18 protein-coding genes are annotated in these 22,888 nt (G+C 55.6%); 8 read left to right on the top strand and 10 right to left on the bottom strand.

Annotated features, from left to right (window positions below; all coding sequences use genetic code 11):
- The first annotated feature begins 109 nt into the window (after positions 1-109).
- From AAF463_RS09905 to AAF463_RS09890, 4 genes are read left to right on the top strand one after another with little or no spacing between them, the layout of a single operon-like run.
- Positions 110-2,728 carry a YdbH family protein gene (locus tag AAF463_RS09905; protein ID WP_350260662.1) on the top strand — a complete coding sequence of 873 codons (2,619 nt, stop codon included), beginning with the start codon at positions 110-112 and terminating at the stop codon, positions 2,726-2,728.
- The gene (locus tag AAF463_RS09900) at positions 2,725-2,913 is read left to right on the top strand and encodes a YnbE family lipoprotein (protein ID WP_008106429.1); all 189 of its coding nucleotides are present in this window, start codon (positions 2,725-2,727) and stop codon (positions 2,911-2,913) included. Before AAF463_RS09905 ends, AAF463_RS09900 begins: the two co-directional genes overlap by 4 nt.
- Before the next feature lie 11 nt (positions 2,914-2,924).
- The gene (locus AAF463_RS09895) at positions 2,925-3,245 is read left to right on the top strand and encodes a YdbL family protein (RefSeq protein WP_277974925.1); all 321 of its coding nucleotides are present in this window, start codon (positions 2,925-2,927) and stop codon (positions 3,243-3,245) included.
- Positions 3,246-3,280: 35 nt separating this feature from the next.
- On the top strand, positions 3,281-4,594 hold the full coding sequence (locus tag AAF463_RS09890) for an MFS transporter (RefSeq protein ID WP_101764308.1): 1,314 nt from the start codon (positions 3,281-3,283) through the stop codon (positions 4,592-4,594).
- 5 nt (positions 4,595-4,599) lie between these two features.
- Here AAF463_RS09890 and AAF463_RS09885 read toward each other — a convergent pair whose 3' ends face one another.
- From AAF463_RS09885 to AAF463_RS09875, 3 genes are all read right to left on the bottom strand, one after another.
- Positions 4,600-5,259 (bottom strand): NAD(P)H-binding protein, encoded by a 660-nt coding sequence (locus tag AAF463_RS09885; RefSeq protein WP_350260661.1) that lies wholly within the window; start codon positions 5,257-5,259, stop codon positions 4,600-4,602.
- A gap of 48 nt (positions 5,260-5,307) precedes the next feature.
- On the bottom strand, positions 5,308-6,012 hold the full coding sequence (locus tag AAF463_RS09880) for a GNAT family protein (RefSeq protein WP_350260660.1): 705 nt from the start codon (positions 6,010-6,012) through the stop codon (positions 5,308-5,310).
- An 89-nt stretch (positions 6,013-6,101) separates the two neighbouring features.
- Positions 6,102-6,701: an FMN-dependent NADH-azoreductase gene (locus AAF463_RS09875; protein WP_110866220.1), complete on the bottom strand. Its 600-nt coding sequence runs from the start codon at positions 6,699-6,701 to the stop codon at positions 6,102-6,104.
- Positions 6,702-6,931: 230 nt separating this feature from the next.
- Here AAF463_RS09875 and hrpA point away from each other — a divergent pair, with 230 nt between their 5' ends.
- Positions 6,932-10,828, top strand: coding sequence for an ATP-dependent RNA helicase HrpA (hrpA, locus tag AAF463_RS09870; protein ID WP_222182195.1), 3,897 nt, complete (start codon positions 6,932-6,934; stop codon positions 10,826-10,828).
- A 156-nt stretch (positions 10,829-10,984) separates the two neighbouring features.
- Here the strand turns inward: hrpA and AAF463_RS09865 are convergent, their stop codons facing one another.
- From AAF463_RS09865 to rstA, 5 genes are all read right to left on the bottom strand, one after another.
- Positions 10,985-11,791, bottom strand: coding sequence for a serine protease (locus AAF463_RS09865; RefSeq protein ID WP_137385851.1), 807 nt, complete (start codon positions 11,789-11,791; stop codon positions 10,985-10,987).
- Between the two features lie 278 nt (positions 11,792-12,069).
- Entirely contained in the window at positions 12,070-12,540 is a 471-nt protein-coding gene (gene asr, locus AAF463_RS09860; protein WP_007888004.1) for an acid resistance repetitive basic protein Asr, read from the bottom strand.
- A 170-nt stretch (positions 12,541-12,710) separates the two neighbouring features.
- Entirely contained in the window at positions 12,711-14,198 is a 1,488-nt protein-coding gene (locus AAF463_RS09855) for a carboxypeptidase M32 (RefSeq protein ID WP_350260659.1), read from the bottom strand.
- Between the two features lie 12 nt (positions 14,199-14,210).
- Entirely contained in the window at positions 14,211-15,521 is a 1,311-nt protein-coding gene (gene rstB / locus AAF463_RS09850) for a two-component system sensor histidine kinase RstB (protein WP_350260658.1), read from the bottom strand.
- The gene (gene rstA, locus AAF463_RS09845) at positions 15,518-16,243 is read right to left on the bottom strand and encodes a two-component system response regulator RstA (RefSeq protein WP_101764317.1); all 726 of its coding nucleotides are present in this window, start codon (positions 16,241-16,243) and stop codon (positions 15,518-15,520) included. The genes rstB and rstA overlap by 4 nt, the downstream gene beginning before the upstream one ends.
- A 176-nt stretch (positions 16,244-16,419) precedes the next feature.
- Here rstA and AAF463_RS09840 point away from each other — a divergent pair, with 176 nt between their 5' ends.
- Positions 16,420-16,833, top strand: a complete 414-nt coding sequence (locus AAF463_RS09840; protein ID WP_008106403.1) for a hypothetical protein — start codon at positions 16,420-16,422, stop codon at positions 16,831-16,833.
- On the opposite strand, the gene AAF463_RS09835 is transcribed toward AAF463_RS09840, so the two are convergent.
- Positions 16,830-18,221 (bottom strand): amino acid permease, encoded by a 1,392-nt coding sequence (locus AAF463_RS09835; protein WP_192233953.1) that lies wholly within the window; start codon positions 18,219-18,221, stop codon positions 16,830-16,832. The genes AAF463_RS09840 and AAF463_RS09835 overlap by 4 nt on opposite strands.
- A 224-nt stretch (positions 18,222-18,445) precedes the next feature.
- Positions 18,446-19,402, bottom strand: coding sequence for a DUF1471 family protein YdgH (ydgH, locus tag AAF463_RS09830; RefSeq protein WP_217546543.1), 957 nt, complete (start codon positions 19,400-19,402; stop codon positions 18,446-18,448).
- Positions 19,403-19,940: 538 nt separating this feature from the next.
- Here ydgH and pntA point away from each other — a divergent pair.
- Positions 19,941-21,470 carry a Re/Si-specific NAD(P)(+) transhydrogenase subunit alpha gene (pntA, locus tag AAF463_RS09825; RefSeq protein ID WP_101764319.1) on the top strand — a complete coding sequence of 510 codons (1,530 nt, stop codon included), beginning with the start codon at positions 19,941-19,943 and terminating at the stop codon, positions 21,468-21,470.
- A gap of 11 nt (positions 21,471-21,481) precedes the next feature.
- Complete coding sequence (gene pntB, locus AAF463_RS09820) at positions 21,482-22,870, top strand: Re/Si-specific NAD(P)(+) transhydrogenase subunit beta (RefSeq protein WP_137385846.1); 1,389 nt, start codon at positions 21,482-21,484, stop codon at positions 22,868-22,870.
- The last annotated feature ends 18 nt before the right edge of the window (positions 22,871-22,888 follow it).

Genomic DNA, 22,888 nt, shown 5'->3' with positions numbered 1-22,888 from the left:
TGCTGTGCTTCAGCCAGACTATGTCGCTAACACCTTCATTTGCCGGACGTAACATGCCATCATTTGGCTCCTCGTCAGGATTGTGTAAAGAACAGGAACGTTAACTGCCATGACGCGTGGCCTTCGCCGAACACTTGCTGCGCTGCTGGCGCTGATACTGCTGCTATTGGGATTGCTGCTGACGCTCACGCAATGGTTGCCGCGTCTGGCCGGTATCTGGCTGCCTGAAAACACCCGAGTGGAACTTAACGGCACGCCGCGCTGGCAGCAAGGCGCGCTGCATTTCCCGGCGGTGCGCTATCTGGCGGGCGATTGTGTACTGGCAAACGTCAGCGATGCGGCGCTCGGCTGGCAGCAAAAGCGCTGGCAACTTAGCGCGGGAGAAGTCCAACTCAATAGCGACTGCCTGCAATCGCTGCCGCACAGCGAAGCCAGCGGTGCGCCGCGCAGCCTGACTGACTGGCAGAAGATGTTGCCTGGCGCCGATGTCCACCTGCAAAAAATCACCATTCTGCCGTGGCAACAATATGCCGGACGTTTCGATCTCACCTTAAATAACGATGTGCAGCGGCTGCATTATCAGGGCGACAACCTGAGTGTGGATGCGCGGTTGCAAGGCCAGCTGCTGCAGATTGCCCAGCTGCAGCTCAGTCATCCTTTACTGCCCAAACCGCTCAACCTGCATGGCGATGTCACCTTGCCAACCTTTGCCGATGGTTTGCCGGTAGCGGGCGAACTCAGCGCTGACCTCAATATTGTGCAGTGGCCGCAGCCGCTAGCGCTGGCGCTCAACTGGCAGCAACAGCAAGGCACCTTGACGGTGAAGCAGCAGGATGACGATCAGCCGCTGCTGCAGCTGCCGTGGCAGGTCGATGAGCGGCAGATTCGTATTACGCAAGGTCAATGGCGCTGGCCGCAGGCCGATCAACCGCTATCAGGTGGCGTGGCGCTAACGCTGGAAAACTGGCAGCAAGGCCTGGAAAACACGCTGGTCAGCGGGCGATTTAATTTGCTGACGCAAGGGCGCGGCGGCAAAGGCAATCTGGTATTGAGCGTTGGCCCGGGCAAACTGAGCATGGTCGATAGCGCCTTGCCGTTCCAGTTGACCGGCGAGAGCAAATTCGCCGATCTGCAGCTGTTTGGCAGCATGCCGGGCTTACTGCACGGCGTGCTGACCGATCCGCAATTGACCCTGAAACAAGGCGCGCTGCTGCGTTTGCGCGGTCGCTTGCTCTCAACGCTGGAAGTGGATGAAGCGCGCTGGCCGCTGGCGGGCGTGACGGTGGCGTCGAGCGGAATTAATGGTCGCCTGCAGGCGATACTTAAGGCACACGATCCCAGCTTTAGTCGCTTCAGGTTGCATCTCGATGGCCGCGCCAGCGATTTCTGGCCCGACAGCGGCGTGTGGAACTGGCGTTATTGGGGGGACGGCCTGATCGAGCCGCTCACCGCCAAATGGGACGTGAAGGGCACCGGCAGCTGGCAGGACACTTTGATCAGCCTCGACACGCTGAATACCGGTTTCGATCAGCTGGCGTACGGCATGGTGCAAGTGGCTAAACCGCGCCTGACGCTCAATGCGCCGGTGCGCTGGCAGCGCGATCCCTCGCATCCGGCGTTTAACGGTGGCTTCACGCTCAAATCCGGTCAAACCCAGTTCAGCTACGGCGGCTGGCTGCCGCCATCAGAACTTAATTTTGAAGCCAAAGGCAGCGATCCCAGCCAGTTTATCTGGCGCGGTCAGCTGACGGCGGAGGATATTGGCCCGGTACGCGTGCATGGCCGCTGGGACGGCGAACGTCTGCGCGGCGAAGCCTGGTGGCCGGCGCAATCTTTGACGGTGTTCCAGCCACTGCTCAGCAGCGATTTAAAAATGCGTATCCAGTCGGGTGAACTGCGCGCGCAGGTGGCATTCTCGGCGGCTAGCGAGCAGGGCTTTGAAGCGGGCGGTCACTGGACGGTGAAAAACGGCAGCCTGTGGATGCCGGACAGTGAAATCAACGGCATCGATTTCTCGCTGCCGTTTCGGCTGAAGGATCATCAATGGCAGCTTGGACGGCGCGGCCCGGTTTCACTGCGTATCGCCGAAGTAAAAAATCAGTTCTCACTGCAAAACATCACCGCTGATTTGCAAGGTCACTATCCATGGCAGGAGCGCCAGCCGCTAACGCTCAGCAACGTCAATCTCGATCTGTTAGGCGGACACGTCAGCATGCCCGAACTGCGCATGCCACAGCATCAAGCGGCGCGCGTCTCGCTGAAGGAGATCAATCTCAGCAAGCTGGTCAGCGCGATCAAACCCAAGCAGTTTGCCATGTCTGGCAAGGTCAATGGCGAATTGCCGCTGTGGGTGAATAATCCGCAATGGCTGGTTGAAAAGGGCTGGATCGCCAACAGCGGTCCGCTCACCTTCCGGCTGGATAAAGATATGGCGGACGCGATTGTCAGCAATAACTTTGCGGCCGGAGCGGCGCTGGATTGGCTGCGCTACATGGAAATCTCGCGTTCATGGGCCACTATCGATCTGGATAACTTCGGCAATCTAATCATGCAATCGGAAGTGAAAGGCGTTAGCCAGTTCAGTAACCGCCGACAGACCGTTAATCTGAACTACCGGCATCAGGAAAATTTGTTCCAGCTGTGGCGCAGCCTGCGCTTTGGCGATAATTTGCAATCCTGGGTGGAGCAAAATGCCACCTTACCCTCGAAGAAGGATCCCCAACCATGAGCCTCAGGGCATTACTGGTGCTGGCAGCCTGGCTGCCGCTGATTGGCTGCGTGCCGCGCATTGAAGTTGCGGCGCCGAAAGAGCCCATCACCATCAATATGAACGTCAAAATTGAGCATGAGATTCACATCAAGGTGGATAAAGATGTGGAAGCGCTGCTGAAGAATCAGAGCGGACTGTTTTGAGGAGAAGCATGATGAAACGCAAGGGGATCGCGCTGCTTGTGGCGCTGCTGCTGATGCCGTCTGCCTGGGCGCTCACGCTGGATGAGGCGCGTCAACAGGGGCGCGTGGGCGAAACGCTCAGCGGCTATGTGGCGGCGCGTCAGCAGGACGAAGAAACGCTGGCGCTGGTCAAGCGCATCAACGATGGCCGCCTGCAGCAATATCAGCGCGTGGCGCAGCAAAATAACCTGACTGCCAGCGAAGTGGCGCGCATCGCCGGCGAAAAGCTGGTGAACCGCGCAGGTAGCGGCGAGTATGTGCGCGGCATCAATGGGCAGTGGCTGCGTAAGTAAGGTTTATCCGCAGATAATCTTTTTGGGAGCTTAAAATGCCAATGCCTCAAACGACAACGGATGCACAGAAGCGCGCCTTAATCGCCGGTTCAGTGGGCAATTTCATTGAGTGGTACGAGTTTGCGGTTTATGGCTTTCTCGCGACGGTGATCGCGCAGAACTTCTTTCGCCTGCAAGGCGAAGCCGAGCTGACCGGCATTATTTTGACCTACGCTTCCTTCGCCATTGCCTTTTTCTTCCGTCCGTTGGGCGCAATATTTTTTGGCCGCATGGGCGATCGTATTGGGCGCAAGCCGACGCTAATTTTTGTCTTGATCATGATGACGCTGGTGACGACCGCGATCGGCATTATTCCCACCTATGCCAGCATTGGTGTGGCGGCGCCGCTGATCATTACCGGTCTGCGTATTCTGCAGGGCTTGTTTGCTGGGGGGGAATACGGCGGTGCGGTGTCACTGATGACAGAGTTTGCCCCCAAAGGGCAGCGAGGACGTTACGGTGCCTGGCAATCATTCACCGTGGCGTTGGGCCTGCTGGCGGGCGCTGGCATTGTCGCGTTGCTGTCGGCGGTGTTGAGTGTGGATCAGATGCACAGTTGGGGCTGGCGCATTCCCTTCTTCCTCGCCTTGCCGATGGGGATGGTGGCGCTGTGGCTGCGCTACAGCATGGAAGAAACGCCCAGCTTCGTGCGTCAGCAGCAAACGCAAAAAGCGCATCAGCCAATGGCGGTCAGCGCCAGTTTTGGCGCGACGCTCAGGATTATCTTGCTGGCAATCAGCCGCGTGATGGTGTGGTCAGCGGCGGGCTATACCTATCTGGTGATCATGCCAACCTATCTGCAATCTTCGCTGCACACCGGCTTTAACCAGGCGCTATTGATTGCGGTGATCTCCAATCTTGGCTTTGCCGCCACCATCATTCCAGCGGGCATGCTTAGCGATAAAATCGGACGCCGCAGCGTGATGGTTATCGCGGCATGTTTGTTGCTGGTGCTGGCATTACCGTTATTGAAAGTGTTGCAGGCCGATTCCTCAACGCTGTTGATCAAGGCGCTGGTGGTGTTTGTGGCGGGTGGAATTGTGGGATTGCTGGCAGGACCGGGCCCGGCAATGTTAGCTGAAATGTTCCCCACGCGCGTCCGCTATACCGGGCTGGGGCTGGCCTATTCACTCTCTAACGCAGTTTTCTCGGGGTGTGCCGGACTGATTATCACCTCCCTGATTAAGCAAACGGGGAATCTGGATATCCCCGCCTGGTACATCATGGTCACGGCTGCAATCAGTATTCCGGCGCTGATGACGCTAAACAAAAAAGACCATCTGCGTTCGCTGGATGAAGCAGATGGTTGAAGACGCTAGCGTGTTGCCAGTTGCTTAACCGCTTCATACACCGGCACTTCACCGCCGGTTAATTCAATGATCATCCGGCTGACCGCCGGTTGATCGATGATTTCAGCCAGCGTCGCCGCTACGTCATCGCGAGGAATATCGCCATACGGGATGGCCAAACCAGCGCGCACCCGGCCTTGGCCTTGCTCATCCGTTAGCGTGCCGGGGCGTAAAATCACCCAATCCAGATCGCTTTGCGCCAGCTCGACATCTGCTGCTTTCTTCACGCGCATGTAGTTTTCGAAGCTGGCGGAGAGGTTTTTGTTTCTGCCGGCTTCAGGGAAAGCCGAAACCAGCAGAAAGCGTGAGATGCCGGCCTGCTGCGCGGCAGCAACTGCGGTAGTTAATCCTTTGCCATCAATGGCGTTCGTCATCTCTTCACCGCCTTTGCCACCGGCACCGGCGGTAAAGACCACCACATCGCTGCCCTTCATCAGCGCGGCCAGCGATGTTGCGTCCAGCGCGGTTAAATCGCCGTTAACCGGCTCCGCACCCCGTTCACGCAAAGGCTGCTCCTGTTCCGCTTTGCGAAACAGCGGGCGCGCAACGTGCCCGTTTGCGGCCAGCAGTGATGCCAGACGACGGCCAATGTTGCCTGCGCCGCCAATGATAAATACCTTGGACATGAGTACCTCTTAAATTGCGTGGATAACAGCGAGTCAGTATAGACAACGTCAATTTGCGGAGAAAAAGCAGCGCAGCTTTTGCCTTTCGCGTCCGTGCTGATCCATATTCTCCACCGCCAGCCATTGGCTTAAAGCCTGCTGAATCGGCGGCCATTCACCATCAATGATCGATAACCAATCGGTATCGCGATTGCGCTGTTTGCGCGTCATGGCCTGACGAAAACGACCTTCAAAGGTAAAGCCGATACGTTCAGCGGCGCGTCGTGAAGCCAGATTTAGGGAATCACAACGCCAAGCCACGCGGCGATAACCGAGCGCGAAGGCCTGCTGCAACAGCAGATATAACGCTTCAGAGCCCAATACGTTGCGCTGCATCAGCGGCGACCAGGTCACATGGCCAATCTCAATCGCGCCGTTCTGCACGTCGATATTGGCGAAACAGACCGCGCCAACCGCTTGCTGATTAGCCTGATCGATCACCGCATAACTGACCAATCCACGGTCACCTATTTTGTTAGCAATCCAATCGTTCATCTCGGCTAACGATTGCGGCTGCGATGCGCCAAGCCAGGTCCAGTCGCGATCGTCGGGTGCCAGCAAAAAGGAGGTAAGCAGGGCAGGCGCGTGATTGAGTTGAAGCGGTGTGAGATGGCAAAAGCGGCCAGTGAGAATAGCAGCGGGCGGGAAGATTGCGGGTTGCCAGTCGGGTAGCGCAAAACCGATAGGCTGACCATATTGATTGTGTTGTGTCACTTCATCTCCTTTCGCTGTGCTGAAAAACAACAGCAAAAAAAATGCCCGCCGGTTAAGCCTGACGGGCATTGATCATGCGAAAAAAATGATTACGCAGCAACGATTTGTTTGATGGCGTCTTTTGCATCGTTAGCCGCTTTGGTCGCCACTTCTGGACCATAAGCGATGCCTTCCGCGAACACGAACTCCACGTCAGTGATACCGATGAAGCCGAGGAACAGCTTCACGTATGGCGTCAGCAGATCGCTGGCCGTATCTTTATGGATGCCGCCACGGCTGGAGAGGATCACCGCACGTTTGCCGGTCACCAGACCTTCCGGACCTGCTTCGGTGTAACGGAAGGTCACGCCAGCGCGGGCAATCAGATCGAAGTAATTTTTCAACTGAGTTGGAATGTTGAAGTTGTACATGGGTGCGGCAATAACCACGGTGTCATGGGCTTGCAGTTCAGCAATCAGCTCATCGGAGAGAGACAGCGCTTCCTGCTGACGTGGTGACAGTGGGGCATCGGATGGGCGCAGCGCGCCAACCAGCTCACCATCCAGCACCGGAATCGGCTGCGCGGCTAAATCACGTACGGTAACAGAGTCACCTTTAGCGCGTGCTTCGTCAGCGTAGAAGTCAGCCAGTTGATTTGACTGAGAGTAACCAGCGAGGATGCTTGATTTCAGAACTAAAACTTTGCTCATGGTATTTTCCTGTGCGTTACGCGGTTGGCTTACCGCTCAATGCTTTACACTGTACGGAGTTAGCCCGCGGGGTAAAAGCGCAATATTTCGAGATCAATGTTCGAAATAATTGAATAACCTCGCACGTCCCGTTCAGGCAGGTGTTCCAAATTGTGCTATGATGCCGACCATTAATTGCTTGAATCCGCCGGGAAATCATCTGCCCGCTGCAACAACAGGTACGCATCGCTATGTCATCATCCGACTCTTCACCTTTAGCCTCCCTCTGGCCGCGGCTCGATAATCTGACGCTGCGCGACAGTCAACGTCTGCGACGTCGACTGCTGGGCGCTGCAAAGGTGAAAAATCCTGCGGCGCAGCAGGGCATTGTGGCTGAACTGGAGCCGGAATTTGTCGCGGCGGAGCAGCGCCTGGCGCAGCGCACGGCGGCGACACCGCGCATCACTTTCCCGGACAACCTGCCGGTAAGTCAGAAGCAGCAGGACATTGCTGATGCGATCGGTCAGCATCAGGTGGTGATCGTTGCGGGTGAAACCGGATCGGGTAAAACCACGCAGCTGCCGAAAATCTGCCTGGCGCTGGGGCGCGGGGTTAAAGGGCTGATTGGTCATACTCAGCCGCGTCGTCTGGCGGCGCGCACCGTGGCCAACCGCATTGCCGATGAGCTGGAAACCTCGCTCGGCGGCACCATCGGTTACAAGGTGCGCTTTAACGATCAGGTGAGCGAAACCACCCAGGTTAAGCTGATGACCGACGGTATCCTGCTGGCGGAAATCCAGCAGGATCGCCTGTTGCTGCAGTACGACACCATCATTATCGATGAAGCGCACGAACGCAGTCTGAACATCGATTTCCTGCTCGGCTATCTGCGCGAACTTTTGCCGCGTCGTCCCGACTTAAAAGTCATTATCACGTCAGCGACCATCGATCCGCAGCGCTTCTCACGCCATTTCCACAATGCGCCGGTGATTGAAGTGTCCGGCCGGACGTATCCGGTCGAAGTACGTTATCGCCCAATGGTGGAAGAGGCTGACGACACCGATCGCGATCAGCTGCAGGCGATTTTTGATGCGGTCGATGAGCTTGGACAAGAGAGCCGCGGCGATATCCTGATCTTTATGAGCGGCGAGCGCGAAATCCGCGATACTGCCGATGCGCTGATGAAGCGCGATATTGCGCACACCGAGATTCTGCCGCTGTATGCGCGCCTGTCGAACGCCGAGCAAAACCGCGTGTTCCAGTCGCATAGCGGACGCCGCATCGTGCTGGCGACCAACGTGGCGGAAACCTCGCTGACCGTGCCTGGCATCAAATATGTTATCGATCCTGGCACCGCACGTATCAGCCGCTACAGTTTCCGCACTAAAGTGCAGCGCTTGCCGATTGAGCCGATTTCGCAGGCTTCCGCTAATCAGCGAAAAGGGCGCTGCGGCCGCGTTTCGGAAGGTATCTGTATTCGCCTCTATTCCGAGGATGATTTCCTCAGCCGTCCGGAATTTACCGATCCTGAAATTCTGCGTACTAACCTCGCCTCGGTGATTCTGCAGATGACCGCGCTGGGACTGGGCGATATTGCTGCCTTCCCATTTGTCGAAGCACCGGACAAGCGCAATATTCAGGATGGCGTGCGCCTGCTGGAAGAGCTGGGTGCCATCACGCTGAGTGAAGACGAAACCTACAAGTTGACGCCTTCGGGCCGCCAGCTCGCGCAGTTGCCCGTCGATCCGCGTATGGCGCGCATGGTGCTGGAAGCGCAAAAATTTGGCTGCGTACGTGAAGCGATGATCATCACCGCGGCGCTATCGATTCAGGACCCGCGCGAGCGTCCTTCGGATAAAAAGCAGGCATCTGACGAAAAACATCGTCGTTTTGAGGATAAAGAGTCTGATTTCCTCGCCTTCGTAAATCTGTGGAATTATCTGCAGGAGCAGCAAAAAGCGCTCTCCAGCAATCACTTCCGTCGCTTGTGTAAAACCGAGTTCCTTAACTATCTGCGCGTGCGTGAATGGCAGGATATCTACACGCAACTGCGTCAGGTGGTGCGGGAACAGGGGATGCCGGTCAACAGCGAACCTGCGCCGTATCGTGAAGTGCACTGCGCTTTGCTTACCGGTTTGTTGTCGCATATTGGTCAGAAAGATAACGACAAGCAGGAGTTTACCGGCGCTCGCAACGCGCGCTTCGCCATCTTCCCCGGTTCCGGGCTGTTTAAGAAGCCGCCGAAGTGGACCATGGTGGCGGAACTGGTGGAAACCAGCCGTTTATGGGGCCGCGTTGCCGCCCGTATCGATCCGGAATGGATCGAACCGCTGGCGCAGCATCTGATTAAACGCAGTTACAGCGAACCGCACTGGGAAAAAGCACAGGGAGCGGTGATGGCGACGGAAAAAGTGACGCTTTACGGCCTGGCAATTGTGCAGGCGCGTAAGGTTAATTACAGCCGCATCGATCCGCAACTGAGCCGCGAGCTGTTTATCCGTCATGCGCTGGTGGAGGGCGATTGGCAGACGCGTCACGCGTTCTTCCGCAATAACCTGAAACTGCGCAACGAAATTGAAGATCTGGAGCACAAATCGCGTCGTCGCGACATTCTGGTCGATGATGAAACGCTGTTTGCTTTCTACGATCGCCGCATCGGCAGCGACGTGGTGTCTGCACGCCATTTCGATAGCTGGTGGAAGCAGGCCAGCAAAGAGAATCCGGATCTGCTGAGCTTTGATAAGCAAATGCTGATCAAAGACGGCGCGGACAAAGTCAGCCAGCTCGATTACCCCAACTTCTGGCATCAAGGCAACCTGAAACTCAAACTGAGCTATCAGTTTGAACCGGGCGCGGATGCCGATGGCGTGACGGTGCACATTCCGCTGCCGCTGCTGAACCAAATCGAAGAGACCGGTTTCGAGTGGCAAATTCCTGGCGTGCGCCGCGAACTGGTTATCGCGCTGATCAAATCGCTGCCCAAGCCGGTGCGCCGCAATCTGGTACCCGCGCCCAACTACGCCGAAGCGTTTCTCGGTCGCGTTACGGCGATGGAACTGCCGTTGCTGGATGCGCTGGAACGCGAATTCCGCCGCATGACCGGCGTCACCATTGACCGGGAAGCCTGGCAGTGGGATCAGGTGCCCGATCACCTGAAAATGACCTTCCGGGTGGTTGACGAGCACAACCGTAAGCTGCAGGAAGGCAAAAATCTGCATCAGCTGCGGCTGCTGCTGAAAGGCAAAGTGCAGGAAACGCTGTCGAAAGTGGCGGATGATGGCCTGGAACAGAGCGGTCTGCACATCTGGAGCTTTGGCGATTTGCCGCAAAGCTACGAACAGAAGCGCGGCAGCTATCAGGTCAAAGCCTGGCCGGCGCTGGTGGATGAAAAGGACAGCGTGGCGATTCGCCTGTTCGATAGCGAAGTGGAACAGCAGAAAATGATGTGGCGCGGTCAGCGTCGCCTGCTGCTGCTCAACATTCCGTCGCCAACCAAGTATCTGCACGAGAAGCTACCGAACAAAGCCAAACTCGGTTTGTACTTCAATCCCTACGGCAAAGTGCTGGAACTGATCGATGACTGCATCGCCTGCGGCGTGGATAAGCTGATGGCGGAGGCGGGCGGCCCGGCGTGGCAACAGGAAAACTTCGAACAGCTGCGCGACAAAGTGCGTGCTGATTTGAATGAAACCGTGGTCACCATCGCCAAACAGGTCGAACAGATCCTGACCTGCGTGTTCAATATCAACAAGTTCCTTAAAGGACGCGTGGATATGTCGCTGGCGCTGGCGTTAGGCGATATCAAAGCGCAAATGAATGGCCTGGTGTATCGCGGTTTCGTCACCGGCAATGGCTGGTCGCGTCTCGGTGATACGCTGCGCTATCTGCAAGGTATTGAGCGTCGTCTCGAGAAGCTGCCGGTCGATCCTCACAGCGATCGTGCGCGTATGCTGAAAGTGCAGGCGGTGGAGCAAGCCTGGCAGACGTGGCGGAATAAATTGCCGCCCCAGCGTCAGGATGATGCCGACGTGCAGGCGATTCGCTGGATGCTGGAAGAGCTGCGAATTAGCTATTTCGCCCAGCAGTTGGGCACGCCTTATCCAATTTCGGATAAGCGTATTCTGCAGGCGATGGAGCAGTTGAGTTAATTGTTAGATGGCGCGATAAATCGCGCCGCTACGAAACAGCGCGGTTTTAACATCGCAAAATTCGCGAAGAAAACGGCAAGACGGTGCAGAGGCCCCAGGGATGGGTCCACGACGACGTTACGTAGCGGCCCCGCCTTTTTGCCTGAGAGCGCAGAATTACTGGGCTAACTCTTCCAGCTTATCTTTAAAGGACGGCACCGCAATCGCGCGGTTATCGGCACGGTAACGATCGGCCGGCGCGGGTGCTGAACTCTGTACCGCAATCAACTGCCACTCATCACCGTTCTTCAACAGCAGCGGCGAACCGCTGTCGCCCGGCAAGGTATCGCACTGATGCGACAACACTGCACGCTGTGCCCAACCGGTCACTAAACAATCGCTGTGCGAATAGAGCGTATCCAGATGATCGGCCGGATATCCGGCTTGCGTCACTTTACGTTGCGTGGTTTTCAATGCGGCGGTTAAATCGCCACGCGAACCCTCAAACAATGGAATCGGCACAATGCCGGAGGGCGGATTATGCAAAATAACCAGCCCATAATCGTAGGGTGCGGCTCCCGGCGGCACGATCCAGCCTTCGCCGTCTGCCTGCAACCGGCGCGCTAAAGAGGGTTCAACGCGCGCATCAATATCATGAATCTCGTAGCGCCAACCTTTCGCGCTGGCCATAAAACGCAGCGCCACCGGCTTATCAAACTTGCCGGGCGGAGCCAATAAACAGTGTCCGGCGGTCAACGCCAGATGGGCAGAAATCAAGGTGGCAGTGCAGAGGTTACCGCTTTCGGTCTCTAACTGACCGATGGCATCCCAGGGCGCGGCGCTCACGTCGCTAATCGCCTGGCGATGATCTTTGCCAAAGAACAACGTTTTGATGTCTTCCGGGCTTGGCCCATCTTCATCATCGGCATGTGCTGTGTGGGTAAAACTGAAAAGACCAACGAGTAACAGGATAGCCAGGCGCATAGTTCTCTCAATGGCGAGAATAAGTAGAAGTTGTTGTCATCACGCTTGAGCGATAACTATAGTCGGTGAGCGGTGAAAAAGGGAGAAATATTGGAGTAATCAGCACGCTACAACGACTAGATAAAAAAGCTGGCTGCAACTATGCCACAGAGGATCATCACAATCAGAATAATTTCGAAGCGATAGCGACGCACCATTTTTCGCTACTCCAGTAAATAAACACCCGGCATAACCGGGTGTTTTCAATCATCAATACGGTGTTGGCGCTAAAGGCGATCTTATTTAGCTGCTTTTTTCACTTTGTGATGCTTTTTAGCAGCCTGAGCTTTCTGCGCAGCTGGCTTGGTTACTTTGTGGTGCTTTTTAGCAGCCTGAGCTTTCTGTGCAGCTGGCTTGGTTGCTTTGTGGTGCTTTTTAGCAGCCTGAGCTTTCTGTGCAGCTGGCTTGGTCGCTTTTTTGTGGTGCTTTTTCGCAGCCTGGGCTTTCTGAGCCGCTGGCTTGGTTGCTTTTTTATGATGCTTTTTAGCGGCCTGAGCTTTCTGTGCAGCTGGCGCTTTCTTCTCTACTTTTTTGTGCTTCTTAGCAGCCTGCGCTTTCTGAGCAGCAGGTTTCTTATGATGTACTGCTTTGTGTTTCGCTGGCGCTGCAGTGGTTGCTGGCGTTGCTGGAGCAGCTGTGGTCTCAGCAGCGAAAGCAACAGAAGACATACCCATAGCAGCGGCGATCACCAGTGCAAATAATTTTTTCATTGCAAAATCCTCGAACTATTTTTTCATGTGTAGCCCACTGCGGGGCCGGTGAAAACACTATATGAAAAACAATTCAGGCTTTCCGTGAGGCATTGGTATCGGCGTGTAACGGATTGTACAAAGCGGCGTAAAGGAAGTGAAAAGGGCGGCCGCATCGGCCGCCGCGCAGTTTACTCAGAGAGATAACGTTGTTCAAGGTGCTGACGGAAATAGCGCGGATTCAGCGCTTCGCCGGTGGCATTGATCAGCAGCTGCTGCGTTGGGAAACGGCTGCCGTGCTGCCAGATGTTCTGCTGTAACCAGTCAAACACTGGCTGCAACTCACCTTGCTGGATCAGCGTCTCAACCTGCGGAATGGCACGCTTCACCGCGTGGAACAGCTGGGCTGCATACATCGCACCCAAGGTGTAGGTTGGGAAATAGCCGAACGCACCGTCGGTCCAGTGAATATCCTGCATGCAGCCATCGCGATAATTACCGCGCGTATCAATGCCCAACGATTGCTGCATCTTCTCGTCCCACAGCGCCGGGATATCTTCAACTTCAATCTCGCCTTCAATCAGCGCGCGCTCGATTTCGTAACGTAAAATCACGTGCGCCGGATAACTCAGTTCATCAGCGTCGACACGAATAAAGCCCGGCTTCACGCGCTGCGCCTGACGGATAAAGTTGTTTAGCGCCAGCGCAGGCTGATCGCCCATCAGCGCCACCACCTGCGGATGGATATGTTGCAGGAAGGCTTCACTGCGCCCCAGCTGCATCTCCATAAACAGGCTTTGTGACTCATGAATCGCGGTAGAACGCGCCTGCGCCACCGGCTGACCGCGCCACTGTTTTGGCAAATTCTGCTCGTAGCGCGCATGGCCGGTTTCATGGATCACGCCCATCATGGCACTGAGGAAGTCGTTCTCGTTGTAACGCGTGGTAATACGCACATCTTCCGGCACGCCGCCACAGAACGGGTGCGCACTCACATCTAAACGACCGTGATTGAAATCAAAGCCCAGCGTTTTCATCACGCTCAGGCCGAGCTGTTTCTGCGATTCGATAGCGAACGGCCCCACCGGCTGCGCGATCGGGGTTTGCTGCTGCTTCGCCACTGCTCTTTGTAGCAGGTCAGGCAACCAGCTTTTCAGATCGCCAAAGGTTTGATCCAGCTGCGCGCTGGTCATGCCAGGCTCAAACACATCCAGCAGCGCGTCGTAGCGCGATACGCCGAGTGCATCGGCACGCAGCTGCGCCTCTTGACGACTCAGCTTGACCACTTCTTTCAGATTGGCTGAGAAACCTTGCCAGTCGTTCGCCGGACGCTGTTGACGCCAGGCGTGTTCACAGCGCGAACCGGCCAGCGACTTGGCTTCAACCAGTGAGGCGGGCAGCAGCGTCGCTTGCTGCCAGGCGCGCTGCATCTCGCTCAGGTTAACCTGCTCGACATCATTCAATGATTCCTGCTGCGCGGCATCAAACAGCCAGCCGAGGCGTTTATCGGTCAGCACTTCGTGCATGAACACACTCAGTTCGGCCATCGCTTCACCGCGCGCCTGGCTGCCGCCCGGCGGCATAGTGGTTTGCATATCGACACCGGCAATGGCGCCTAAATGGCCAAAGCGGGAGAGACGCTGAAAAGTGCGGCTAAGTTCTTGATAAGCTGAAGTCACGTAAAAAGCTCCTTATGACGGTAAGCGTGGCGCAATGTCCCGCAAGGGTAGATCAACCGGCCAGCAAAAGCGAACGCTGGCGCCGCCAAGCGGGCTGCTCTCAATCGACACTTTTCCCTGCATGGCCAGCGCAATGGAGTGCACGATCGCCAGACCCAAACCACAACCGCCGGTGGCGCGATCGCGGCTTGGATCGAGGCGTACAAAAGGTTCGAACACGCGGGCGCGCTCTTCCTGCGGAATGCCCGGACCGTCGTCTTCCACCTGCAAACAGCCCAGCGCGCCATCAAACCATAAGCTGACGCGCAGGCGCTGTTGCGCATAACGCAGGGCGTTATTCACCAGATTATCCAGCACACGCTCCATCAGGCGCGTATCAGCGCTGCCGACGTTCTCCAGCTGCGGGATATCCAGCGCAATCTGCGTCTGAGGATTCATGGTTTGCACGTCTTCAATATGTACACGTAGCCATTGCGCAAGATCGAAGGATTGCAGATGAAGATCAACGCGCGGACGATCGAGGCGCGCATACGTCAGCAACTCCTCAATCAAACTCTCCAGCTGGCCCACATCGCGGTTCAGCGCGGCGGATTCCGTGGCGGTGAGGTTATCGCTCATCTCCAGCCGGTAGCGCAGTCGCACCAGCGGCGTACGCAACTCGTGTGCGATGCCGTCAATCAGCTGTTTCTTACTGGCAACCAGCGTGTTGATGTTCTCCGCCATCTGATTAAACGCCACGCCAAGACTGTGCAGGCTAGAGGTGCTTTCAAAATGGGTGCGCACGTCGAGTTCGCCACGGCCAAAACGCTGCGCGGCTTTCTCTAGCCGCTGCATCTCTTGCCAGTGCGGACGCAGCCAGATAAACACCGGCAGCGCCAGCGACATCCCGATAAATGCCAGCAGCGCGATATCCAGAATGCGCATCTGATGCAGATAGAAAAGATACGGAATCGGGCCAACGGAAAGCACATAGTGGCTGCGCGGAATATGCTGTAAGAAGGTGTACTGATCGTCAATCGCCACGATTTCCCCGGCGCGCAGGCGCTTCATGTCTGCATCACCCAGCTGATATTTGCTCATCGGCTCGATATTCAGATCAAACGACAGGTCAAGATCGAGGCTGCGAATGGTTTTGCTCCAGTCGCGCGGTGGGATCTCGCGCAGTTCGCTGCGCATCAAAAAAAGCGAGCTGGCCATCAAGTCGTTCATCGACTGGCGTCCGGCGCGTTCGGCGGTGAATTTGTACACCAGCCCAACCAGCAGCGTCATCACCAGAAAACAGACGAACAGCAGCAAATAGAACTGAATAAAGAGCTTTCTCATGCGGAACGGGTATCCCAGGCCTGCGGCGCGAACAGATAGCCTTTGTTACGGATGGTTTTGATGCGGAATGGCTCGGTGGCGCTGTCGTAGAGTTTTTTGCGTAAGCGAGAAATTGCCACGTCGATGCTGCGATCCATGCCATCGTAGGTCACGCCGCGCAGGGTTTTCAGCAGCGCATCGCGATTGAGGATCTGTCCGGCGTGATTCGCCAGTTCCCACAGCAGATCGAAATCGGCGGTGGATAGCACAATATTCTCCTCAAACAGCGTCACCTGGCGATTGAGCGAGTCGATGGTCAGGGAACCAAAACGCAGCACGCGTTGTGAGCTTTGTAGGGCGGGCGTCACTTCCGGCTGACCGGCATGCGCCTGACGCAGATGCAAACGTAGGCGCGCCAGTAACACCGCCGGCGGCGTGGTTTTGAGGATGTAATCGTTAGCGCCCATCTCCAGCGACAGAATGTGGTTCATGTCGCTATCGAGCGAGGTGAGCAGCACAATCGGACCTTGCCAGCTAGCACGCAGATCGCGGCACAATGTCATGCCATCTTTGCCGGGTAACATGATATCCAGCATCACTAAATCGGGATCGTGCAGGGCGATGGTGGCTTCGGCGCGGTCACCGCGCGTTTCAACAATTACTTCAATATCGTGGCGGCCAAGATAAGCGGCGATCAGTTCGCCCACTTCTGGCTCATCTTCCACATAGACGATTTTGTTCATAATTCACTGTGACGGATGAGAATCTCAGCAGCATAGCTTTTCCTGGTCCTGAGCTCTACGCTACCGCACGAAATATCCCTGCGTGACTGGTATGTATACCGTGAAATGTGCCATCATTAGCGGCGCGTTGTCGCGCAAGGTTCGGAACCGTAACGAAAAACAGGAGGAGTGCGAGAGTGTCTGATAAAGAGCTGGCTTCAGCCGGATACAGTGATCGCATCTGCTTCAATTACAGTGATTTTCTCTCCGCTTCCTGCAAAAAACGCTGGAGTTTTGTCGATGCCATTTATGGCGTGATGCCTATTTTTGGCATGGTGACGCGTAAATCGGCGCACAATCTTCAGGCCAGCGACGACCATCTGAAAGAATTAGCATTACAAATCATTTCAACACAGGTGAGCGACGAGATTAATATCGCGCGTTTGATAACCCTGGCCGAACAACAACACATCAGCCGCTTTGATATTCAGCTGCCGTATCCGCTGTCAGCGGAGCAGCTTGACGCTATTCATCAGGAATACCGTAAGCCGCTCAATCTGACACAGCAGGATGACCTGCTGTGCGTTTCCATTCCCGTCCAGCCGCACTAATTCGTTAGCTGCCACAACGCGGGCAGTGACGCCGCAATCAACAACACAATCGCGATGCGCTCCAGCTGTGACAACACCTTGTCGCCACGGCCGCCGCGTCGTGCAAACAGGAACAGCAGCAATCCAGGCGCATAGAGCACAACAGAGAGCAGCAGATGCAAAGGACCCGACGCATACAGCAGCCAAATGCCATACGCGCTGGCACCGACGCCGGTAAACATCGCCCAGGGTTTGTTCTGCCCGCGCACCACCTTAATCAGATACAGACCCACCAGCAGATAGGGCACCAAAATCATTTCTGAAGCGATGGTCAGCAGCGTGTTGTAATCCGCACCGGTTAAGGCGATCAAAATCAGGCAAACCTGTACGCTGCCGTTGGTCAGCCATAACGACGCCGAAGGGGAGTTGTGGCGGTTCTGACGCGCGATGCTGCGCGGGAAGGCACCTTGTTGTGCGGCGAGGAACGGCACTTCAGCGGCCATAATCGTCCAGCTCAGATAAGCGCCGCACACCGAAATAATCAATCCGACCGCAATCACCGCATCGCCCCAATGACCGAGCAAATGCTTCATCAAACCCGCCATAGAAGGGTTGCGCATCTGCGCCAGCTCGGCACGCGGAATCACGCCTAACGACAGCAGCGTAACCAGCAAGTAGACCAGCAGCGCGGCCAGCACCGCCATCAGCGTGGCGCGTCCGACATCCTGTTTATTACGCGCACGCGCAGAAACCACCACCGCGCCTTCCACACCAATAAATACCCACAAGGTGATCAGCATGGTTTGCTTCACCTGCTGCCACAGCGGCTGACCGAGTTCCACGCCGCTGAAATCAAAGCGGAAGCGATCGTAGTTGAATGCCAGCAGCGCCAGCACCACAAACAGCAACAGCGGCACCAGTTTTCCCAGGGTCGCCAGCACATTAATGCTGGCCGCAGTTTGCACGCCGCGCAGCACCAGACAATGCACCAGCCACAGCAGCACCGACGCGCCGAGCATCGCCTGCCACGTATTGCCATCACCAAACACCACGCGATCCGGCGTGTCGGTAAAGAAACTCAGCGCCGAGAAGACAATCACCAGATAAGAGACGTTGGCAATGACCGCACACAGCCAATATCCCCACGCCGAGCAGAAGCCCATCAGCTCGCCAAAGCCGGCGCGCGCATAGGTAAAGATGCCGCCATCCAACTCTGGTTTCAGCCGCGTCAGCAACAGCATGGCGAGCGACAGGAAGATGATGCCAACGCCGGTGATGAGCCAGCCGATCAGCAGCGCCGCCGGGCCGGCAACCGCTGCCATATTTTGCGGCAGGCTGAACACGCCAGCGCCCAGCATAGAGCTGAGTACCAACGCGGTGAGCGCACTAAGACCTAATTTTTTATCCAAAACGCCCATCCTAAACAGCAGAGTATGCTGGGTGGTGACGATTCCGCTGGAGTGTCGCGTGGCAATGAGCCAACTTTGAAACGGAATCCCCTAAAAACAGGCGGCAGATTTTACGGAGTGCAAACGGGGAAGGCAATGCAAGACTATGCAAATCTGCGCACAGATTATGCAGTTAGTATGAAGGAGATTTTGAAAAGGGCGGCGGACGCCGCCCTTAATCGCTATTACTTGAACAGATCGGCGGTGACGGTCAGGTTGCCGCCGCTCTGGTTCTGCCATTGACGCGTGATGTGGTAGTACTTAGCGCCTTTTTCCACTGCGCGTTTGCCAACCGCTTCCGAGATTTCGGTTGGGGTACCAAAGTGATCGGAGAAGGTGATGGTGTCAAACGGCTGCATCTGCGCAGCAGTAATCGCATTCACTTCCTGCACGCTACGGCCATCGGCAGTTTTCACCGTGTAACGTTGGCCGGTTGAGCTTTGCGTTTCGAAGAAACGACCAACGTTGCGGCTTGGGGTATCCGAAGAGGCCACGCCAGGAATGGCCACTTTAGTGGCGGCGGTGCCACCAGCGGCCAGTGCTGCTTTACCGGCTTCAGAATCTGCTGGGATTGAATCAGAGGTATTCTGTACTTTACGCTCTGGCGCATCAGCCTTGTAAACATACGCGGTCACGTACTGGTTGCCGCCGTTGTTAGCATCAACCTGACGCACGATAAAGAACGATGCCGCACCTTTATTTTTGGCTGCCTTGGCAATCGCTTCATTAACATCTGGCTGGCTGGAGAAGAAGCCATTTACCGATACGGTGTCATACGGCTCAAGGCGATAGGCTTCTGCTTTCGGCAGCTCTTTCACGCCTAAGAAGGTGCGATATTTAGTGGAGTCATCCGCTTTCGGTGCGTTAGCTTTATACAAATCAGCCGTTACGCGCCAGTTACCGCCGTTGCCGTTGCTATCATTAATACCCTGAACATAGAAAGAGTCAGCGCCTTTGGCATCGGCTTGTTTGGAGATGGCATCAGTTGCATCGCCAATCGCATTGAAACGGCCGCTGATATTAATACGTTCGAATGGTTTCAACGCGGCCGCTTGCTCTGGCGTTAACTCTTTAGCAGCAAACGCATTCGCTGCCAGCAGTGATAACAAGGTTGACGCCAGAATGGTGTTCTTCAGCTTCATAAAAATGATCCTTCGCCTTACGCAAAATGAGTACGAAAACGTGCTGGACTCTTGATGTATAACAGATTAGCCGCTGATTATTGCATGTAATAATCGGCCTGTCTCAGCCAATTTAAGCGCATAACATTGACAATCTCTGCCGTTTATTCATCGACCTGTCATTGACTTCTGTTACGGCTCTTTTTTGCACAGATAACCACTTATTCTGGTAACACTTAGTGCCATAATAGTTAACGCATTGTTAATTAAAGGTTTTTAAAAACACTTAATTCGACATGACACGATTTTACGCAGCAGAATATTTTTTAATAAACACCAAATGCAGTGGCAAAACATGGCATTCAATCTTTGTGTCTGAATATTTGTGTGAATGTCATAAGTGGGCGTTATCGCTGTGGATCACTCTTCATATTTTCAGTAGGTTATAAAGACTTTGTTACATTGTGCATTTTGCTCATAAAAAGCTGAAACACTGTTTCGGCTTTTGAACTTTTGCCACTTACAGAACCTCATCCTTTAATTGTTGAAAGGAAACAGTATGTTAATTGGGATACCCAAAGAACGGTTAGCCAACGAGTCGCGCGTGGCCGCCACGCCAAAGACCGTTGAGCAACTGATCAAGCTGGGATTTAGCGTCACCGTTGAACAGAGCGCAGGACTTCGCGCCAGCTTTGATGATGAAAGCTTTATCGCCGTCGGCGCCACCATTACTAACACTCACGATGTGTGGCAATCGGACATCGTTTTGAAAGTGAATGCGCCGGACGATCAGGAGATTGAACTGACGCGCGCCGGTAGCACGCTGGTGAGCTTTATCTGGCCTGCGCAGAATCCCGCGCTGTTAGAAAAGCTGGCAGCACGCAACGTCACTGTGATGGCGATGGATTCGGTGCCGCGTATTTCTCGTGCGCAGGCGCTGGATGCGTTGAGCTCAATGGCGAACATCGCGGGTTATCGCGCCATCGTTGAAGCCGCTCATGAATTCGGCCGCTTCTTCACCGGCCAAATCACCGCTGCCGGTAAAGTGCCGCCAGCCAAAGTGATGGTGATCGGTGCGGGCGTCGCGGGATTAGCGGCCATCGGCGCGGCAGGCAGTTTAGGTGCCATCGTGCGTGCGTTCGATACGCGTCCGGAAGTGAAAGAGCAGGTACAGAGTATGGGCGCCGAGTTCCTTGAGCTGGACTTTGAAGAGGAAGCAGGCAGCGGCGATGGTTATGCCAAAGTGATGTCTGAAGCCTTTATTAAGGCAGAGATGGAGCTGTTTGCCGCGCAGGCGAAAGAAGTGGACATTATCGTCACCACCGCGTTGATTCCTGGCCGTCCGGCCCCGAAGCTGATTACTGCCGAGATGGTTGCCAGCATGAAACCAGGCAGCGTAATCGTCGATCTGGCTGCGCAAACCGGCGGTAACTGCGAATTGACGGTGGCCGATCAGGTGACCTTAACCCCTAACGGCGTGAAGATTATCGGTTACACCGATTTGCCAAGTCGCCTGCCAACGCAATCCTCACAGCTTTACGGCACCAACCTTGTCAACCTGCTGAAACTGCTGTGTAAAGAGAAAAACGGCGAAATTACCGTGGATTTCGACGACGTGGTGGTGCGCGGGGTGACGGTGATTCGTGATGGCGAAGTGACATGGCCAGCGCCGCCGATTCAGGTTTCCGCCGCGCCGAAAGCGCAACCCGCCGCACAGCCGCTGCCGAAGGCAGAAGCCAAACCGGTTTCACCATGGCGCAAGTATCTGCTGCTGGCATTGGCGGTGGTGCTGTTTGCCTGCCTGGCCAACGTCGCGCCGCCGGACTTCCTGTCACACTTCACCGTGTTCGCGCTCTCTTGCGTGGTCGGCTATTACGTGGTGTGGAACGTGAGTCACGCATTACACACGCCTTTGATGGCCGTCACCAACGCCATTTCCGGCATTATTGTGGTGGGTGCGGTGCTGCAGATGGGCCACGGCGGTTGGGTCACGATTCTGTCGTTTATCGCCGTACTGATCGCCAGCATCAATATCTTCGGTGGTTTCACCGTCACCCAGCGCATGCTGAAAATGTTTCGTAAGAATTAAGGGGTAGCAACATGTCTGGCGGATTAGTTACTGCAGCATATATTGTTGCCGCGATTCTGTTTATTTGCAGCCTTGCCGGTCTCTCGAAACACGAGACCTCCAAGCAGGGTAATATTTTTGGTATGAGCGGCATGGCGATTGCGCTGCTCGCTACCATTTTTGGCCCGAACACCGGGAACGTTGCCTGGATTCTGCTGGCGATGGTGATCGGCGGTGCGATTGGTTTGCGTCTGGCGAAGAAAGTCGAAATGACCGAAATGCCGGAACTGGTTGCCATTCTGCACAGCTTCGTGGGTTTGGCGGCGGTGTTAGTAGGCTTCAACAGCTACATCGATCACGCGCCGGGCCTCGCGCCGGTGATGGAAAATATCCATCTGACCGAAGTGTTCCTCGGCATTTTCATCGGTGCGGTGACCTTTACCGGTTCACTGGTGGCGTTTGGCAAACTGCGCGGCAAGATCTCCTCATCAGCGCTGATGCTGCCACATCGTCATAAAATGAACCTCGCGGCGCTGGTGATTTCCTTCCTGCTGATGCTGTGGTTCGTACAAACTGATAGCACCGGTGCGCAGGTGTTTGCGCTGCTGCTGATGACCGTCATTGCGCTGGTGTTTGGCTGGCATCTGGTGGCGTCAATTGGCGGCGCGGATATGCCGGTTGTGGTCTCGATGCTGAACTCTTACTCCGGTTGGGCGGCGGCGGCGGCAGGCTTCATGCTGAGCAATGATTTGCTGATCGTTACCGGTGCGCTGGTCGGTTCCTCGGGTGCCATCCTCTCTTACATCATGTGTAAAGCGATGAACCGCTCCTTTATTAGCGTGATCGCCGGTGGTTTTGGTACCGACGTAAGCGTGGGCGGCGAAAGCGATGAAGTGGGCGAGCACCGTGAAATTACGGCGGAAGAGACGGCAGAAATGCTGAAAGCCTCTTCTTCTGTAGTGATCACGCCGGGTTATGGCATGGCGGTGGCGCAGGCGCAGTATCCGGTAGCGGAGATTACCGAAAAGCTGCGCGCGCGCGGTATCAAAGTTCGCTTTGGTATTCATCCGGTTGCCGGTCGTTTGCCGGGTCACATGAACGTACTGCTGGCGGAAGCGAAAGTGCCTTACGATGTGGTGCTGGAAATGGACGAGATTAACGATGACTTCAGCGATACCGATACCGTTTTGGTGATCGGCGCGAATGACACCGTTAACCCAGCCGCACTGGAAGATCCGCGCAGTCCAATCGCTGGCATGCCGGTGCTGGAAGTGTGGAAAGCGCAGAACGTGATTGTATTTAAACGCTCGATGAGCACCGGATATGCGGGTGTCCAGAATCCGCTGTTCTTTAAAGACAATACGCAGATGCTGTTTGGCGATGCAAAAGCGAGCGTGGAAGGCATTCTGCGCGCGCTGTAAAAAAGCAGGGCGGTGATG

This window comes from Pantoea sp. BJ2 (assembly GCF_040255075.1).
In the GTDB taxonomy this organism is placed as follows: Bacteria; Pseudomonadota; Gammaproteobacteria; order Enterobacterales; family Enterobacteriaceae; genus Pantoea; species Pantoea leporis.
The sequence above is the reverse complement of the archived record's forward strand: the minus strand, read 5'-3'. Positions and strand labels throughout refer to the sequence as shown.

Bases quoted from the DNA above. Each gene is read 5' to 3' on its own strand.
- AAF463_RS09905 (WP_350260662.1), top strand. From the start codon at position 110: ATGACGCGTGGCCTTCGCCGAACACTTGCTGCGCTGCTGGCGCTGATA.
- AAF463_RS09900 (WP_008106429.1), top strand. From the start codon at position 2,725: ATGAGCCTCAGGGCATTACTGGTGCTGGCAGCCTGGCTGCCGCTGATT.
- AAF463_RS09895 (WP_277974925.1), top strand. From the start codon at position 2,925: ATGAAACGCAAGGGGATCGCGCTGCTTGTGGCGCTGCTGCTGATGCCG.
- AAF463_RS09890 (WP_101764308.1), top strand. From the start codon at position 3,281: ATGCCAATGCCTCAAACGACAACGGATGCACAGAAGCGCGCCTTAATC.
- AAF463_RS09885 (WP_350260661.1), bottom strand. From the start codon at position 5,259: ATGTCCAAGGTATTTATCATTGGCGGCGCAGGCAACATTGGCCGTCGT.
- AAF463_RS09875 (WP_110866220.1), bottom strand. From the start codon at position 6,701: ATGAGCAAAGTTTTAGTTCTGAAATCAAGCATCCTCGCTGGTTACTCT.
- hrpA (WP_222182195.1), top strand. From the start codon at position 6,932: ATGTCATCATCCGACTCTTCACCTTTAGCCTCCCTCTGGCCGCGGCTC.
- AAF463_RS09865 (WP_137385851.1), bottom strand. From the start codon at position 11,791: ATGCGCCTGGCTATCCTGTTACTCGTTGGTCTTTTCAGTTTTACCCAC.
- asr (WP_007888004.1), bottom strand. From the start codon at position 12,540: ATGAAAAAATTATTTGCACTGGTGATCGCCGCTGCTATGGGTATGTCT.
- rstB (WP_350260658.1), bottom strand. From the start codon at position 15,521: ATGAGAAAGCTCTTTATTCAGTTCTATTTGCTGCTGTTCGTCTGTTTT.
- rstA (WP_101764317.1), bottom strand. From the start codon at position 16,243: ATGAACAAAATCGTCTATGTGGAAGATGAGCCAGAAGTGGGCGAACTG.
- ydgH (WP_217546543.1), bottom strand. From the start codon at position 19,402: ATGAAGCTGAAGAACACCATTCTGGCGTCAACCTTGTTATCACTGCTG.
- pntA (WP_101764319.1), top strand. From the start codon at position 19,941: ATGTTAATTGGGATACCCAAAGAACGGTTAGCCAACGAGTCGCGCGTG.
- pntB (WP_137385846.1), top strand. From the start codon at position 21,482: ATGTCTGGCGGATTAGTTACTGCAGCATATATTGTTGCCGCGATTCTG.